This is a genomic window from Cohaesibacter celericrescens, assembly GCF_002866925.1.
Classification (GTDB): domain Bacteria; phylum Pseudomonadota; class Alphaproteobacteria; order Rhizobiales; family Cohaesibacteraceae; genus Cohaesibacter; species Cohaesibacter celericrescens.
This window is the reverse complement of record NZ_PKUQ01000042.1, coordinates 190,627-207,198: the sequence shown is the minus strand read 5'-3', so window position 1 is coordinate 207,198 and position 16,572 is coordinate 190,627. Positions and strand designations below refer to the sequence as shown.

Annotated in this window: 14 protein-coding genes; 11 read left to right on the top strand and 3 right to left on the bottom strand. The window is 51.2% G+C overall.

Annotation, left to right across the window (positions count from 1 at the left end):
* Positions 1-16 precede the first annotated feature (16 nt).
* Positions 17-910, bottom strand: coding sequence for a LysR family transcriptional regulator (locus C0081_RS17660; RefSeq protein WP_101535170.1), 894 nt, complete (start codon positions 908-910; stop codon positions 17-19).
* Positions 911-1,024: 114 nt separating this feature from the next.
* Here C0081_RS17660 and C0081_RS17655 point away from each other — a divergent pair, with 114 nt between their 5' ends.
* From C0081_RS17655 to C0081_RS17615, 9 genes are all read left to right on the top strand, one after another.
* Positions 1,025-2,014 (top strand): NAD(P)-dependent alcohol dehydrogenase, encoded by a 990-nt coding sequence (locus tag C0081_RS17655; protein ID WP_101535169.1) that lies wholly within the window; start codon positions 1,025-1,027, stop codon positions 2,012-2,014.
* A gap of 217 nt (positions 2,015-2,231) precedes the next feature.
* Positions 2,232-3,968 carry an ABC transporter substrate-binding protein gene (locus C0081_RS17650; protein ID WP_101535168.1) on the top strand — a complete coding sequence of 579 codons (1,737 nt, stop codon included), beginning with the start codon at positions 2,232-2,234 and terminating at the stop codon, positions 3,966-3,968.
* Positions 3,969-4,176: 208 nt separating this feature from the next.
* Positions 4,177-5,241: an ABC transporter ATP-binding protein gene (locus C0081_RS17645; protein ID WP_101535265.1), complete on the top strand. Its 1,065-nt coding sequence runs from the start codon at positions 4,177-4,179 to the stop codon at positions 5,239-5,241.
* Between the two features lie 21 nt (positions 5,242-5,262).
* Positions 5,263-6,348, top strand: coding sequence for an ABC transporter ATP-binding protein (locus tag C0081_RS17640; RefSeq protein ID WP_101535167.1), 1,086 nt, complete (start codon positions 5,263-5,265; stop codon positions 6,346-6,348).
* Positions 6,345-7,208 (top strand): carbohydrate ABC transporter permease, encoded by an 864-nt coding sequence (locus C0081_RS17635; protein ID WP_101535166.1) that lies wholly within the window; start codon positions 6,345-6,347, stop codon positions 7,206-7,208. The genes C0081_RS17640 and C0081_RS17635 overlap by 4 nt, the downstream gene beginning before the upstream one ends.
* Positions 7,209-7,222: 14 nt before the next feature.
* A complete protein-coding gene (locus C0081_RS17630; protein ID WP_101535165.1) occupies positions 7,223-8,020 on the top strand; it encodes a carbohydrate ABC transporter permease in 798 nt (265 codons plus the stop codon).
* On the top strand, positions 8,020-8,298 hold the full coding sequence (locus C0081_RS17625; protein WP_101535164.1) for a DUF2160 domain-containing protein: 279 nt from the start codon (positions 8,020-8,022) through the stop codon (positions 8,296-8,298). Before C0081_RS17630 ends, C0081_RS17625 begins: the two co-directional genes overlap by 1 nt.
* A gap of 119 nt (positions 8,299-8,417) precedes the next feature.
* Entirely contained in the window at positions 8,418-8,825 is a 408-nt protein-coding gene (locus C0081_RS17620) for a BlaI/MecI/CopY family transcriptional regulator (protein ID WP_101535163.1), read from the top strand.
* On the top strand, positions 8,800-9,924 hold the full coding sequence (locus C0081_RS17615; protein ID WP_101535162.1) for a M56 family metallopeptidase: 1,125 nt from the start codon (positions 8,800-8,802) through the stop codon (positions 9,922-9,924). The genes C0081_RS17620 and C0081_RS17615 overlap by 26 nt, the downstream gene beginning before the upstream one ends.
* A gap of 35 nt (positions 9,925-9,959) precedes the next feature.
* On the opposite strand, the gene C0081_RS17610 is transcribed toward C0081_RS17615, so the two are convergent.
* Together C0081_RS17610 and C0081_RS17605 are read right to left on the bottom strand one after the other, a co-directional pair.
* On the bottom strand, positions 9,960-10,730 hold the full coding sequence (locus C0081_RS17610; RefSeq protein ID WP_101535161.1) for a FadR/GntR family transcriptional regulator: 771 nt from the start codon (positions 10,728-10,730) through the stop codon (positions 9,960-9,962).
* A 124-nt stretch (positions 10,731-10,854) separates the two neighbouring features.
* Positions 10,855-11,655 (bottom strand): carbohydrate-binding protein, encoded by an 801-nt coding sequence (locus C0081_RS17605; RefSeq protein WP_101535160.1) that lies wholly within the window; start codon positions 11,653-11,655, stop codon positions 10,855-10,857.
* A 442-nt stretch (positions 11,656-12,097) separates the two neighbouring features.
* Here C0081_RS17605 and C0081_RS17595 point away from each other — a divergent pair, with 442 nt between their 5' ends.
* Both C0081_RS17595 and C0081_RS17590 read left to right on the top strand, forming a co-directional pair.
* Positions 12,098-13,438 carry an efflux RND transporter periplasmic adaptor subunit gene (locus tag C0081_RS17595; protein ID WP_101535158.1) on the top strand — a complete coding sequence of 447 codons (1,341 nt, stop codon included), beginning with the start codon at positions 12,098-12,100 and terminating at the stop codon, positions 13,436-13,438.
* Positions 13,439-13,440: 2 nt separating this feature from the next.
* The gene (locus C0081_RS17590) at positions 13,441-16,533 is read left to right on the top strand and encodes an efflux RND transporter permease subunit (RefSeq protein ID WP_101535157.1); all 3,093 of its coding nucleotides are present in this window, start codon (positions 13,441-13,443) and stop codon (positions 16,531-16,533) included.
* The last annotated feature ends 39 nt before the right edge of the window (positions 16,534-16,572 follow it).

Genomic DNA, 16,572 nt, shown 5'->3' with positions numbered 1-16,572 from the left:
AATTTCCCCCCCCCCCTTAGAGAGACGTGGCCAATTCTTGTGCCATTAGATCAAACACAAACCGGACCCTTCGGTTTGTGTGCAATTCTCTATGAGCCACCAACCAGACCGGCACCACAATGGGGGCAAGTTGTGGCAAGAGCATTTCAACCAAGGGCTCCCGGTTGCCGATGTCTTGTGACATGATGCCAATGCCGAGCCCCTGTTTGACATGCTCCCACTGAACAAGATGATTTTCCGAGATGATGGGAAAATTGTCTTGTGTCAGGGTGAGGCCAAATCGTTTCATCACCTCGATCAACTCATTTGAGCGATTGAAGCCAATAAAGTCGGCTTGGTTGAGGCCTTTGGGTGTTTGCGGGTTTCCCAAGCTGTGCAAATAGGCCGGTGTGGCAAACATACGCCCTTTCAGGACCGCAACCTTTTTCGCAATCAAATTGGGCTGGGTTGGACGGTAATTGCGAATGGCGATGTCTGCCTCGCGCCGCCGCAAATCACTCTCTGCATTTGTAGCTACAATCTCAAGATTGACGCCCGGATGCAGCTGTCGAAGTCGTGTGGCAATTGGGGGAAGCCGATAAGCGGCATCCACCTCGCTGGCGCTTATGCACACAGTCCCCTCAATGGATAGAGACTTGCCCGATGCTGTCAGGGAAACGCGGCTTGCCGCTTCGCCCATACCGCGGACATGTTCCGCGAGGTCCTGACCGTTGGGCGTGAGTGTTAGGCCCCGTCCGACGCGCTCAAACAACACGACCCCAAGCTCATTTTCCAAGGCCGATACCTGCCGTCCCAGTGTCGGTTGCGTCAACCCCAACGCCCGCGCAGCCGCCGATAATGACCCTTCTTCAACCGTCACTAAAAAGGCGCGGGCGTGGTTCCAGTCAAATTTTGCTGATTTCCAATCCATGCAAATATGAATATCAAAACAACGAGTTTAGTCAATTTTATTCGTATAGGCGCATGCGTATATAGAGCCTCCGCAACCGATCAAAAAGATCTATCAAACCACCGGAGACCGACCATGCTTGCCGCTGTAGCCACAAAATACGGACCCGCTGACGTTCTGAAACTGAGACAAATCGCGCAGCCTACACCCAAACCTGATGAAGTCATCGTGCGTGTTGAGGCTTCAAGTGTAACCGCGGCAGACGTGATGATGCGGCGCGGTGTCCCGTATATCGGTCGGCTTTTTCTTGGCATTCTAAAACCCAAAAACAGCATTTCCGGCACAGGGTTCGCAGGCACTGTCCAAGCGCTAGGATCGCAGGTTCATGCTTTTCGTGTAGGGGACCGAGTTTTTGGTGAAACCATATTGGGCCATGGTGCCAACGCTGAATATACCTGTGTCCCGCAAGATGGTTTGATCATGCATTTACCAGATAACGTGCCGTTCACTGATGGTGCTACTCTGTGTGACGGGTTCCTCACATCTATGAATTTTCTCAAACGATTGGTGGATGTCAAATCGGGACAGCGTGTTTTGATCAACGGGGCATCCGGTAGTCTCGGCACCGCAGCCATTCAAATTGCCCGTTATTTTGGCGCCCATGTCACCGGGGTGTCCAGCGCCTCCAATCATGATCTGGTCGCGTCGTTGGGCGCAAATCAGGTCATTGACTATAACAGCGTCGATTTCACCCAATCAGAGCAAAACTGGGATGTGATTTATGACACGGTCGGCAAAAGCAGCTTTGACAAATGCAAAGCAGTGCTGTCCGAAAATGGAAAATATCTCTCTCCGATTCTTGGCGGTACGCTTTGCTCTATGCTGCAGACCAAGCTCTTTGGTACCAAACAAGCGCTCTTCTCGGCCACCGGCCTGTTGCCACAACCGGTCTTGAAAAAATTGCTGGTACAAGTCCGAGATTTGCGGGCGAGCGAAGAGTTGCGGGTTTTTATTGATCGACAATATCAGTTTGATCAAATCATAGAGGCCCACCGCTATGTAGAAGGCGGCCACAAGAAGGGCAATGTGCTGCTGCAAGGCCCCTCCCGCACTTCCCGTGGATGATTTTTGAAAGCCTTTTTTAGGTGGAAGATTAAGATTCAACAACGCAGGCGAGCGGCAGCAACAAACAGGTTGTAGGGATATTAGTATAATTAAAACAATGTTTTATAAAATAACGTGCGTCTACTAATATTTTAGTTTGACAAATTAAGTAGTTTCCCGTGAGTATATGAACACCAGATTGCATAGCTGGCAAAACTTACTTTGGGAGGAGTAAAACATGCGGAATATTCTGCTATCGGCAGTGGCCGTTTCGGCCATGATTGCCTCTTCATCTGTCGTGCAGGCAGATGAGGCAGCTGCCAAAAAATGGATCGATCAGGAATTTCAACCATCGGTCCTCAGCAAAGAGCAACAAATGTCCGAAATGGACTGGTTTATCAAAGCTGCCGATCCATTCAAGGGGATGGAAATCAACGTCCTGTCAGAGGGTATTCCAACCCATTCCTACGAATCTGAAGTGCTGACCAAAGCTTTCTTTGAAATCACGGGCATCAAGGTTAATCACCAGATTTTGGGTGAGGGCGAAGTGGTGCAGGCTGTTCAAACCCAAATGCAAACCAAGCGGAATCTGTATGATGCCTATGTCAACGATTCCGATTTGATTGGCACTCACTCACGCTTGCAGCTCGCTTATAATCTGACAGATTTTATGGCCGGTGAAGCCAAGGATGTGACCAACCCCGGTCTTGATCTAGAAGACTTCATGGGCACTCAGTTCACCACCGGTCCAGACGGTGATTTGTATCAGTTGCCAGACCAGCAGTTTGCCAACCTCTATTGGTTCCGCAAAGACTGGTTCGACAATCCCGAATTTAAAGCGCAATTCAAAGCCAAATACGGCTATGAATTGGGTGTGCCGGTCAACTGGTCCGCGTATGAAGACATTGCAGAATTCTTTTCCAAAGATGTAAAAAACATCGATGGTGTCGAAATCTTTGGTCACATGGATTACGGCAAACGTGCCCCTGATCTTGGCTGGCGCATGACCGATGCATGGCTGTCTATGGCTGGTGCCGGTTCAAAAGGAGAGCCAAATGGTGTGCCGATTGATGAGTGGGGCATCCGTATGGAAGCAGGTTCTTGTAACCCTGTCGGTGCGTCCGTTACGCGCGGTGGAGCCGCCAACGGTCCTGCGGCTGTTTACGCTATCCGCAAGTGGGATGAATGGTTGCGCAATTTTGCTCCTCCAGGTGCTGCATCCTATGACTTTTACCAGTCTCTGCCTGCGTTGAGCCAAGGCAATGTTGCCCAGCAGATCTTCTGGTACACCGCCTTTACCGCAGACATGGTGAAGCCAAAGTCTGAAGGCAACAACACCGTTGATGACGCTGGCAATCCATTGTGGCGTATGGCTCCATCTCCCCATGGTCCTTATTGGGAAGAAGGCCAGAAGGTCGGATATCAGGATGTTGGCTCTTGGACAATCCTCAAGTCTACACCGGCTGAGCGGGCCAAAGCAGCTTGGCTCTATGCTCAATTTGTGGTCTCCAAAACGGTCGACGTGAAAAAGTCTCATGTTGGTTTGACCTTCATCCGCGACAGCTCGGTTAATCACGAAAGCTTCTCCGAACGCGCACCAAAATTGGGCGGTTTGGTTGAATTCTATCGCTCACCAGATCGTGTGGCTTGGTCTCCAACTGGCATCAACGTGCCTGACTATCCAAAACTAGCACAGCTTTGGTGGCAACAAATCGGAGATGTGAACTCCGGTGCCTTTACTCCGCAAGAAGCGATGGACCGTCTTGCTGGTGAAATGGATACCATCATGGGCCGCATGGAACAGGCCGATATCAAAGCCAATGTCTATGGCGGCTGTGGTCCGCGTCTGAACGAAGAAAAAGACGCGGCATGGTGGTACAAAAATGGTGGCGCCAAACCAAAACTGGACAACGAGAAACCGCAAGGTACGACCGTCAACTATGACGACCTGGTCGCTCGCTGGAATGCCAACTAAGGCATACGCATGATCATCCAACTGGGGCTTTCGCCCCAGTTGGAGCTTGGAGCACACAAAATTCTTCTTCCTCCGCCCTGCCTATCCTAACCGCCAGAGCATTTCCATAAACCGCTGGCGGTTCGGGGCAGGTGCATGCTGCAGGATGTCAAAGGAAGAAATAAAAACAAAAGATCTGCTGCAAAGGCAGGTCGAGGTGAATTCAAACATGACGTTAGAACTCAAAGGCATCACAAAACAGGTCGACGGAAATCTTCACATTAAAGAGACCTCGTTGCGCCTTGAGCCGGGACATTTCAATGTGCTGCTGGGCGAAACCGGTGCGGGAAAAACCTCACTGATCAAGTTGATGGCAGGCCTCGATCGCTGCACGTCAGGCAGCATCGAAATGGATGGAATAGACGTCACCAAACAGAGCACCCAGCAACGCAATATTTCGCTGGTGCATCAGTTTTTTGTCAATTATGCCCACATGACTGTTTTCAACAACATTGCCTCTCCCCTCAAGGTAGCTGGCATGGCCAAGTCGGAAATTGAAGGCAGGGTCGAGGAAGCGGCAGACATTTTGCAACTGCGCCCGATGTTGCATCGCCGCCCACATGAATTATCCGGCGGCCAACAGCAGCGTACGGCGCTGGCGCGCGCGATTGCCAAGGAGAGCAAGGCTGTGTTCCTGGATGAGCCGCTTGCAAATCTTGACTATAAATTGCGCGAAGAATTGCGGGCTCAGTTGCCGGACTTATTCGCTGGGCGCGGTGCGGTGGTGGTCTATGCCACATCCGAACCGGAGGAAGCTTTATTGCTCGGTGGCAAAACGGCACTGATGCAAGACGGACGCGTCACCCAGTTTGGCCCCACTGCACAGATCTATCGTGATCCACATGATTTGATCTCGGCTGAAGTCTTCTCCGATCCACCGATCAATTCTGCCAGTGTCATCAAAAGTGGTGATCAAATCCGTCTCAGCGCAGATGTGAAATGGCAAGCGAACGGAGCCGCTGCGGCTCTGGCCGATGGTGCCTATTCCATTGCAATCAGGCCGCATTTTGTTAGCCCTATTCAGCAATCGCAGCATCAGGTCACCATGACCGGAACTGTGCTGGTAACCGAATTAAGTGGCTCGGAATCAAGCGCTCATTTTAAGGTAGGTGAGGAAAGTTGGGTGTCTCTGGCTCACGGCGTTCATCCCTATCGCATTGGTCAGGATCATGTTTTTTACATGGACCCGACCGAGTGCTTCTATTTTCACCCTGATGGGCAGCGCGCCAGCTAACCAGCTAGAAAGGCCCCGATCATGGCAACCATTACGCTTTCAGGCTTGCGCCATTCCTACTACCCCAATCCCAAGGGGCCGGATGATTATGCGCTCAAGAAAATGGACATCTCATGGCAAGATGGAGGCGCTTATGCGCTGCTGGGGCCGTCTGGCTGTGGCAAGTCCACCTTGCTCAATATTATCTCGGGGCTACTGACCCCGTCTGAGGGCAAAATTCTGTTCGACGACAAAGACATCACGCAACTCAAACCAGCTGATCGCAACATCGCACAGGTTTTCCAGTTCCCCGTCATCTACGACACTATGACGGTCTATGATAATTTGGCATTCCCCTTACGCAATCGTAATATCGACGAAGCTATCGTGAAAACCCGCGTTGAATCAATCGCGGCGATGCTCGAAGTCTCAGACATGCTTGGCACCAAGGCCGCCGGACTGTCGCCCGATAACAAACAAAAGATATCCATGGGGCGAGGACTGGTGCGCGAAGACATCAATGTCATCATGTTTGATGAACCGCTGACGGTGATCGATCCCCATTTGAAATGGAAATTACGCTCCAAGCTCAAAGAGCTTCATCAAGAGCTGGGCGCAACGATGATTTACGTCACCCATGACCAGACCGAAGCCCTGACATTTGCCGATCAAGTGGTGGTGATGCAGGATGGAGAGGTCGTGCAAATAGGCACACCGGTCGAGCTGTTCGAACGCCCGACACATACCTTTGTGGGGCATTTCATCGGTTCTCCCGGCATGAATATTCTTCCCTGTGAAGTGGTCGGCGAGCAAGCTGTGTTCAACGGGTCTCCCATTGCATTGGAAGGGGCCATTCGCACTGGGTGGGAAGGCCGCACAGAGATTGGCGTTAGACCAGAACACATCACATTGGCATCCCGTGGGCTTGAAGCTCGCGTCAAAAAAGTAGCCGATGTTGGTCGCCACAATGTTGTCGAGGCCATTGTCGGAGACACCTCGATTTCAGTCATCACTGAACATGACACACCCAACCAAGGCGAAAGCATCTTTTTGGCACCAGATCCAGTCAAAACCCGCCTTTATCGGGACGGTTGGATTGCTACGGAACGTGCGGGAGCATCACAATGAAAACAGTCAATCAAAAAGCTTGGCTCTTTGTCCTGCCGGTGATGGTGCTGGTGGCCTTCAATGCTCTGATCCCGATGATGACCGTGGTCAACTATTCGGTTCAAGAGACGTTCGGCGACAATCTCTTTTTCTGGCAAGGTCTGGATTGGTTTGAGCAAATCCTCAATTCGGAACGCTTCCACAAGGCCCTTGGCCGCCAATTTATGTTCACTGGCCTCATCCTGATTATCGAAGTGCCTCTTGGCATTGCCATCGCGCTGGCCATGCCCAAAAAGGGATTTTGGGTGCCGGTGTGCCTCGTGACCATGGCCTTGCCCATGCTGATTCCGTGGAACGTAGTTGGTGCCATGTGGAACATTTTCACGCTGCCCGATATTGGCCTCTTGGGCTATTTCCTGAACCATACCTTGGGCATCGACTATAACATGACGCAAGATCCAATCGCGGCATGGGTGACGATTATCGTTATGGATGTCTGGCACTGGACCTCACTGGTAGTGTTGCTGTCCTATGCTGGTCTGATGTCCATTCCTGATGCCTTTTATCAGGCGGCGGAGGTTGATGGTGCATCCAAATGGGCGGTCTTCAGGCACATTCAATTGCCTAAGATGAAACAGGTGCTGACCATTGCGATTCTGCTGCGCTTCATGGACAGTTTCAACATCTATACCGAGCCCTTCACACTGACCGGCGGTGGCCCGGGCAACTCTACCACGCTGTTATCGATTGATCTGGTGAAAATCGCACTAGGTCAGTTTGACCTCGGTCCGGCTGCTGCCATGTCGCTCATCTATTTCGCTATTACTTTGTTGGTTTCATGGCTGTTCTACACGCTGATGAACCGTGATGAGCAGACCTAAGGGAGGATCAAGATATGAAAAAACGGTTCCTAATTCCTACCATCTATATCCTGTTTCTCTTGCTACCGATCTATTGGTTGTTGGCTATGAGCTTCAAGACGACAGGGGAGATCCTGTCCGGTTTCACGCTGTTCCCGCAAACTTGGACTTTGGAAAATTACAAAGTCATTTTCACTGACCCGACATGGTATTGGGGCTATATCAATTCGATCATTTATGTGGGCCTTAATACGGTGATTTCCGTTGCAGTGGCTTTGCCAGCGGCTTACGCATTTTCACGCTATAAATTCTTGGGGGACAAACAACTGTTCTTCTGGTTGCTGACAAATCGCATGGCGCCTGCTGCAGTCTTTGCATTGCCCTTCTTTCAGCTCTATTCTGCCGTTGGATTGTTTGACACGCATCTTGCTGTGGCTTTGGCGCATTGTCTGTTCAACATTCCGCTCGCGGTTTGGATTCTGGAAGGGTTCATGGGCGGCGTGCCCAAAGAGTTGGACGAAACCGCCTTTGTTGATGGCTATTCCTTCCCGCGCTTCTTTATGACCATCTTCCTGCCGACCATCAGTTCCGGTGTCGGTGTCGCCGCTTTCTTCTGTTTTATGTTTTCTTGGGTCGAATTGCTGCTGGCAAAAACGCTAACTGCTGTTGCCGCCAAGCCCATTGCCGCCACCATGACCAAAACGGCTTCCAGCGCAGGATATGAACTGGGACTGTTGGCTGCTGCCGGAGCCCTGACCATCATTCCCGGAGCGATCGTGATCTATTTTGTCCGTAACTATATTGCCAAGGGCTTTGCCCTGGGGAGGGTATAATGCTCAGTTGGATGGCATGGACTTGGCCTACCGCCTTTGTTTTCATCGGCATTTTTTCATCTATGGCCGTCCTGACGGTGCTGGAAGTTCGCACCCCAGGGGGAGCTGAGCGGCGAGGGGCCTTGGGGCTCGTCACCACGCGAGGCGACCGTCTTTTTATTTCCTTGCTTGGATCGGCTTACATTTTCCTCGCTTGGCTTGGGTTTTTCGGGACACCATTGTGGATTCCTCTTGGCTTGGCATTGGCTTGGGCAAGTTTTTGTTTTTGGAAGGTGTGAGGACGAAGGGTGAAGTGAATAGTTTTGCAAATTCAATAAGATAAAAAAATTGTTGGATCTGCGAAAGTTTTAGTATTTACTGAACACTCATGATTGTTTGTCTGCCAGCGGGAAGCTTTATGCGCAAAAAAAAGAAAAGCCAATTGCTAACCGAAGTCGAATTGGAATTTATGACGCGACTTTGGGAACTGGGCGAGGGGACTGTGCGCGATATCATGGCCAAATTAGCCCCGGAGAGGGATCTGGCCTACACATCTGCGGCGACGATCATGAGGATCTTGGAACAGAAGAACTTTGTCACAAGCAGAAAAGAAGGCAAGACGCACGTCTATAATGCCCTGCTGACAAAAGATTCTTATCAGACGCGGTTTCTGAAGGATATTTCGAAGAAACTCTTCGACAATACGCCGGCAGCACTCGTGGCGCGATTGGTCGATGATGACGACCTGTCAGAGGAAGCGCTACGCGAGATCCGTGCTCTGCTTGAGAGGAGGATGAACAATGATAACGGCCGGGATGGTATTTGACGCATATCTGAACATAAATATCCTGCTGATTGTCGCTTTTGGAATTTGGGCTGGTACGCGTGGAGTGATGCGCATCCTTGGCTTGGCAGATGACCATGCCCTCAAACTCCGCTTGCTCAAAACGCTGGCGCTTGCCTGTCTGATCGCCCCCCTTTTGGTGGTGCTGTTCGATCAAACCTTGCGCCAAGACAGTGCCGCCAATGCATTTTCTTTCAGCCTGTCTGATTTGATTGTCGCACAGTATATTCAGGGTGGATTGAATGTGCGCGCGATGGAGCTGGACGCTGTATTGGGCCTGCGCAACCGCTTGACTGAGGATTTTCTTGGCATTCAAAGTGAATATGCCCTTTTCACCATGATTGCGCTGTCGTTTGGTATCGTGTGTGGTGTTGTGCGTCTCATGTATAGCATCATCAAGCTACGGCGGATTCTAGCCAGTAGTTTTGCATGGCGTCGCTATGGCAATGTGCATTTGTTATTGTCAGATACCGTTACAACGCCTTTTTCCACCCGTGATTTTACGCGCCGCTACATCGTTCTGCCAACCGCCATGCTGGCGAACAGTAAAGATTTGCGCATTGCCGTCGAACACGAATTTCAACATTTGCGCCAGCGTGACATTGAGTGGGAAGTGGGATTGGAATTTCTACGCCCCCTGTTTTTCTGGAACCCCGCTTTTATCTTTCTGAAACACCAAATCGAAAGACTTCGCGAGCTGAGCTGTGATCAACTAGTAATCACCCGCAAGAACTTTTCAGTTCAGGATTATTGCGAATGTTTGCTGAGGACGTGTGAATATGGATTACGCCAACGTGAGCGTATAAATGGGGCCATGCCCGGCGTGGCGTTTGTGCAGATTGATAAGTCTAATACCAGTGGAAACGCCACCACCTTTCTACGCCAACGCATGGTCGCTTTACTAGAAGGTGAGCGGCATAAGCGCCATACTATGACGCTTCTAGCTTTGATGGTGCCTTTGCTTGCTTTGATCGGGTTCGTATCGATCATGATGCAGAAGCCCAATGACTGGAGCCATGAACGTATTATGTTCTCTACGGTGATCAATCTTGATCGTTTGGCAGAACGCAACGCCAGATAAGCAATAACGGCAAGCAGCCAGATCTTGGGGTTGGATTAATCCTGCTGGCTCAATCGGGCTGCAAACCGGATGCGTTCATCGTGCAATAGTTTGCGGTGGCGCATCAAACTGCCCTTCAGGTGCTCACGCATGGCATCGCGTGCGCCTTGTTCATCGCCATTGGCTATCGCCATCACGATGCGCTCATGTTCCTTAATGAGATGATGACGATAGGTTATCACATCGTCATTGTCGTTTCCGACGGTGTTGTCTGTTTGCGGGATGACCGAATTGCCCTGCATTTCAAGAAATGTTGAAAACAACGGATTGTTGGTGGCTCGGGCAATGGCCAAATGCAAAGCGATATCGTTTGGTATCCAGTGCGTGCCATCGTTCAAACAACTAATTAAAGCGGTATGTTTCTCAAACATCTCCTCTTCCTGTACAGGAGAGCGCCTCTGAGCGGCCAGTCCCGCTGCTTCGATTTCGAGCGGCGTTCTGGCTTCCAGTATTTCAAGCGACGAATAGAGCCGTTGACGGTCAACATCGAGCCGACTGCGTTGGAACGCTGAACTGATCGCATCGAGCACAAAGACTCCGGCTCCTTGACGCGCCTCAACGAGCCCTTCTGAACGCAAGGCAGCAATGGCTTCTCGGATAACCGTGCGCGAAACGCCATGGATGCGTGTCAGTTGGGCTTCGCTGGGCAACTTGTCCCCTGACCGGTAATCCCCGTGCAAGACATCGCTGCGCAGTGCTTTGCTGACACGCGAGACGAGTGTTGTGGTAGAAGCTGCCCTGCTTGCTGGGTGAGAGGCCTGTTTCATGTTGTCGCCACTTAAACTTGCCCGTGATGCTCTACGCTTAAGCACTCAAGGCTCCTGCTTTTGAAGCTATATATATCACCTGTATGACAAGATTCGTTATTGCAAGACATACGAGTTGTGCTGATCAATCCGAAGTCGGAATCTCTGTTCCCCAGACCTCGATCTGGGTCAGGGCAGGAAAGGGCGATGGATCATCGGCCTTGATCAACTGATCTATTATGAGCGTGTCAGTCTGGTGCGGAGTCAATTGGATGAGTTGCCCTTGGCCTGTCTTGGTAAGCTCAACTTTTTGGGTCCAATTGTCACTGGCCGAAATGCGTGCACTCTCCCACCATGCATCGTGAGGGAAATCTGCGCGAATGAATATCTTGATATGATGCATTACAATGGGACGGCCAAAGTGAATAGTCAGCGCCGCATCTGGGTCTTGATTGATTCCCCAGCTGGTGTAAGGCCACACCCCGTGATCATCGTTGGCAAGTTCGCCATCAATCGCGTTGCTGGCCGCAAACGCTGCTTCACCTCGTGTTTGTGACGTTGCTGTGGCGTGGGGGAACGCCGTTAGATTGCCATAGTGATCACAGGGATTAAGGCTCAAATTCCGCAATTTCGGTAGTGTTTCTGGATTCACCGCGCGGGCTATAAGCCGGTGATTGCTGCCTTCAAAGGCGAAGGGAGAACAAATCTGCTTTTGGTCTCCAAACGGGACTGGCATGTCAAAGCTGCCCTCTTTGAGAAACAACATAGCTGGCTGCATTGTGTGATCCAAACAAACCTCTACAAAGCTGCCAGGCTCGGTGGATTTCACGCGCAACACATCACCCGTTTTATAGGTCTGCTTGTAGACGAGGAAAGCGGTCTCATTGCCAGAATTCTGAGCAAGAATTGCTCCGCTGGCATCGATTACTGATAGAGTGATGGACATAGTCGCCTTCCTTTATTGAACGAGTGTTTCAGCTTCTTCAACGTAAACGCAAGTGCGCGCGTTGTGCTGGTCATGAACCAGCCTGTTGGGTATGTTGAATTCACTTGTAATATATGTTGAAGGGAGTGGGGAAGCAAAAAATTAGCGATTTTTATAACTTGTATTACAAATTGAACGCGCATGCGGCTTCTAAAAGGGGCTCGACTGTATGGCCCTTAAGTCTGGCCGACAATTTGTCAACCAGCTTAGGCCAGAAGCCGTGGATCGCTCGGGTCACAGAATACGCTCGAGCAGGCTCAGTGCGTTTGGTTGCGTTCCGTTACATTTATTATCTTGATCTCTATATGGTAAAGTCACTACATTCAATAATTGCAATGTAACGACATTTGTCTTTCTGAATCGCATCTTCCTATGGCTAGCCCTGTTTGAAATGAGCTGAACCATGAGCATCTTCAAGAAATTCCTATTCATTCCTCCCATTGCATTGGCGCTGGCCGTTTTGCTGTTTTCAGGCAACAATGCCAAACCGCCTCAAGCCGCGGCCGACAAGAAGGAAAAAGCCACACCGGTAAAGGTCATATCAGTCAAAGCGGTCACGGCTGTTCCTTCGATTAGGGGGTATGGCAAGGTTCAACCAGCCCGCAGATGGGATGCCGTGGCCCAGGTCGCCGGTTCTGTGGTTTGGACCGCAGACAAGTTGCGCAACGGATTGCTCATTCAGCAAGGTTCTGAATTGTTGCGCATTGATGCGCAGGAATATGAGCTGGGGCTTGCCCAGATCGACGCCCAAAAAGAAGCACTGGCTGCCAAGGACGAGACCACCCGAGCGTCACTCAGAATCGAGGAACGGTCGCTTGAGTTGCTTGAGGATGACATGGCGCGCAAACAGCAATTGCTCAAACAAGGCTCCTCGGCCAAAGCCGCCGTGGACGCAGCTGAACGGGCAATGTTGACAGCGCAAGCCAAGGTCCAAACGCTTCAAAGTGGTCTCAAACTCAATCAAGCAGAGCGCAATATATTGTCGCGTCAACGTGATATTGCCGCACTGAATGTGCAGCGTACCTTGATTAAGGCACCCTTTGATATTCGTTTGGGCGCTGTCGATATTGCTCAGGGACAATATGTCAACAAAGGCCAAACACTCTTTAGTGGCGATGGTATTGACGTGGCCGAAGTCATCGCGCAATTCCCAATCGGCGCCCTAAGCCCTTTATTCGGCAAGACAGGTGACACAGGCGCAGCTTTAGAGACGCTTGCGGAAGATGCACGTGGCGTTTCAGAGCGACATGAGCTGCTCAAAGCCAAAGTTCGTTTGCATGTCCCTAAAGGTGTCCTCGAATGGGACGCCAAATTAGATCGCGTTTCTCAAGCCATGGACCCCAAAACCCGCACCCGTGGTATAGTGCTCAAGGTTGATGATCCTTATGGCCAAGCAACGCCCGGACAGCGCCCGCCACTGGTGCGCGATACTGCGGTTGAAGTGATTTTGGAAGGCCAACCCCAAAAGAACAAAATAGCCCTGCCAGCGTTAAGTGTGCGCAAGGGTATGGTGATGGTTGTCGACAAGGACAAGCGCTTGCGTTTCAAATCCGTCAAGGTGGCCTATACGCAGGGAGATATTGTCGTCTTGAAGTCAGGCATTGAGCCCGATGAAAAGGTCATTGTGTCTGATATGCCAGCCCCTGTAGACGGCATGCTTGTCGCTCCGCGCCCGGATAAAAACCTACTTGCCGACACGATGGCAGCAGCAACCGGTAAAAAGGCTAGCGAAGGGAAGAAATAATTATGATCCGTTATTTCACCAATCACCCGACCGCAGCCAATTTGCTGATGGTTGGCATCATCTTGATTGGCGCGCTTTCGCTGCCCAACTTGCAGCGGGATACCTTTCCCGCTACAGAGCCAACCGAAGTCGAAGTCCGGGTTAATTATCCCGGAGGTAGCGCATTGGAGGTGGAAGAGGCCGTTTGCCTGCGTGTTGAGGAAGCTTTGGGTGTCATTCCAGACAAGCTCGAACTGCAATGTGAAGCCCGTGAAAATCTCGCCATCACCGTTGTGCGCATGTATGAGGGGCGGGATTTTGATACTTTCTACAACGATATCAAAGGCGCAATTGAGGCCGTCACCGGCTTTCCTGAGCGTGTAGAGCGGCCGTCTGTCAACAAGCTGGAGCGAACCGCCACTGTTTCCACTATTGCCATCACGGGCATTGAAGACCAGCAAGGCCTCTTTGCCTATGCTGACAAAGTGCTTTCACGCATTTTGCGCAACAAGCAGATAGCTCAGGCAACGATGAAGGGCTTCTCCGATCCCTTGATCGATGTCAGAGTCTCAGAGACCGCATTGCGGGATTTGGACATGAGCGTCACAGACGTGTCAGCAGCCATTCGCAATCAGAGCATTGATTTACCAGCGGGCACCCTGGAGACCAAAAATGGTGATCTGGTGCTTCGCTATGCTGACCAAAAACGCAAACCACGCGAGTTTGCCGACATCGTGATCCAAAGCTCGCCAGATGGTGGTTTGGTGCGGTTACGAGATATCGCCACCATCGAAAAGCGGTTTGAATTTGCTGAAGATAAAGTCACATTCAATGGCAAACAGGCAGCCCTGATCGAAATAGCCAAGACCCCCAATCAGGACACACTGAAGGTCAAGGCATTGATCGACCAAATTTTGGCCAATGAACGTGATCTTGCGCCTTCCGGCGTCAGTCTTGACATCTCTCAAGACGTCTCACCCAACATTCTTGATCGCTTGCGCATCCTGACGGACAATGGCGTGCAGGGGCTTGTTCTGGTGTTCCTAACGATGTGGGCTTTCTTTTCCCTGCGTTATTCTTTTTGGGTAGCAATGGGGTTACCGGTGTCTTTCCTTGGGGCCATCTTCGTCATGCATGGCTTGGGATACACCCTCAACACCATGACCATGGTGGGCTTGATCGTCTCCACCGGTCTTTTGATGGATGACGCAATCGTCATTTCCGAGAATATAGGTGCACGCCTGAAGAAGGGTGAAAGTGAGCTGGACGCTGCCGTTAATGGCGTGCGTCAGGTCATGCCGAGTGTGATCTCCTCTTTTCTCACCACGATTTTCATTGTCGGCCCGTTGGCATTGATGGCGGGGAAAATCGGAGCTGTACTCAAAGTTCTGCCAGTTATTCTGGTCATCACTTTGGCCGTAAGCCTGGTCGAGGCCTTTCTCATCCTCCCCTCTCACCTGCATCATTCGCTCAAAAAACAAAACAACAGAAAGCAATCTCGTTTTCACGCGGTGTTTGAACAGGGTTTTGAAAATTTCCGCAATGGTGCCTTCGGTCGGATGATGGATGTTGCCATTGCTTGGCGCTATCTGACAGTGGGATTGATCATCGGTCTTTTGATTCTTTCTGCGGCAGCTTTCCCCAGCGGTATGCTCAAATTCCGGTCCTTCCCTCAGCTGGAAAGCGATGTCATTCAGGCGCGCATTCTCATGCCGCAAGGCACGCCGCTCAGCCAAACCGAACAGGCCATTGATCAGGTGGTTGCGGCATTGGAAAAAGTAAATCAGGAATTCACCCCGCTCCAGAAAGATGGCCAACCGCTTATTCGCAATGTGCTTGTCTATTATGGCATCAATGCAGATGCAAACGAGAAGGGGCCGCATCTTGCTACCATCAGCGCCGATTTGATCAAGGCACAAGACCGAAGCGGCTCTATTTCAGAGATGATCGCCAGTTGGCGCAAATTGACCGGTCCTGTCGCAGGGGCTGTGGCTATGAAATTCACCGATAAAGAGCGTGGTGTCGCTGGCAATGCTATTGATATCCGCTTGCGTGGGGGCAATTTGGTCAGTTTGAAAAAAGCAGGCGATGAGCTCAAAGCCTTTCTTCTTGGCTTTAATGGCGTGGTCGACGTGCTTGATGATTTGCGCCCGGGGAAGCCCGAATTCAGCGTCAAGCTGCGTGATGATGCGGGCGCGTTGGGACTGAATGCCAAATCAGTCTCCGAAGAACTGAGGGCTATCGTTCAAGGCGGCACCGGCATTCAGGTGCAGACGGGCCGTTATGGTGTTGATGTTCGCGTCCGGTTGGCAAGCGGCTCGATCAACAGCCCCGGTGGTATTGAGGCCATCACAGTGACGGGACCGGACGGGTCCAAAATTCCGCTCTCCACAGTTGCTGATGTCACCCAAACCCGAGGCTATGCGCGCATCAACCGCATTGATGGCCTGCGTACAGTCACGGTGCAGGGGGCCATCAAGGCCAGCGTTGTCAATGCCCGTGAGCTGATGGCCTTTACCAAGCTTAACTTTTTGCCCCAATTGAAGGAAAAATATCCCGATGTTTCGGTTTCTTTTGTCGGCCAAGGCAAGGAAGCGGCAACAACGGGCAGTTCATTGCTCAATAATTTTCTCATTGGGCTGGTCTTCGTCTTTATCCTCCTAAGCTTCCAGTTTAAAAGTTATGTCCAACCCATCATCGTGCTGGCGGCCATTCCTTTGGGAGCGATAGGCATGGTAATTGGCCATTTGGCTATGGGGCTGGATTTGTCTATCCCGTCTCTGGTCGGGTTGGCGACCTTGTCCGGTGTTGTGGTCAATAACTCGATCCTGTTGGTTTCATTCATCCATGAAGAAATGGAAAATGGCCGTGATCCGTTGGACGCCTCTCGCGAGGCAGCCAAGGCACGCTTCAGGGCTGTTGTTTTGACGTCACTAACCACCATTGCGGGGCTGTTGCCTTTGTTGGCAGAAACCAGCACGCAGGCGCAATTCTTGATCCCACTGGTCAACAGTTTGGCGTTTGGCCTTCTCACTGCGACCATCCTGTCTTTATTCCTCGTGCCATCCCTGTTTGCCATTCTTGCCGATTTTGGATTGGCCAAGCAGAAACGTTAGGCTATCGTTTTTGTTTGACTCCAAGGCGGGACTTCTGCC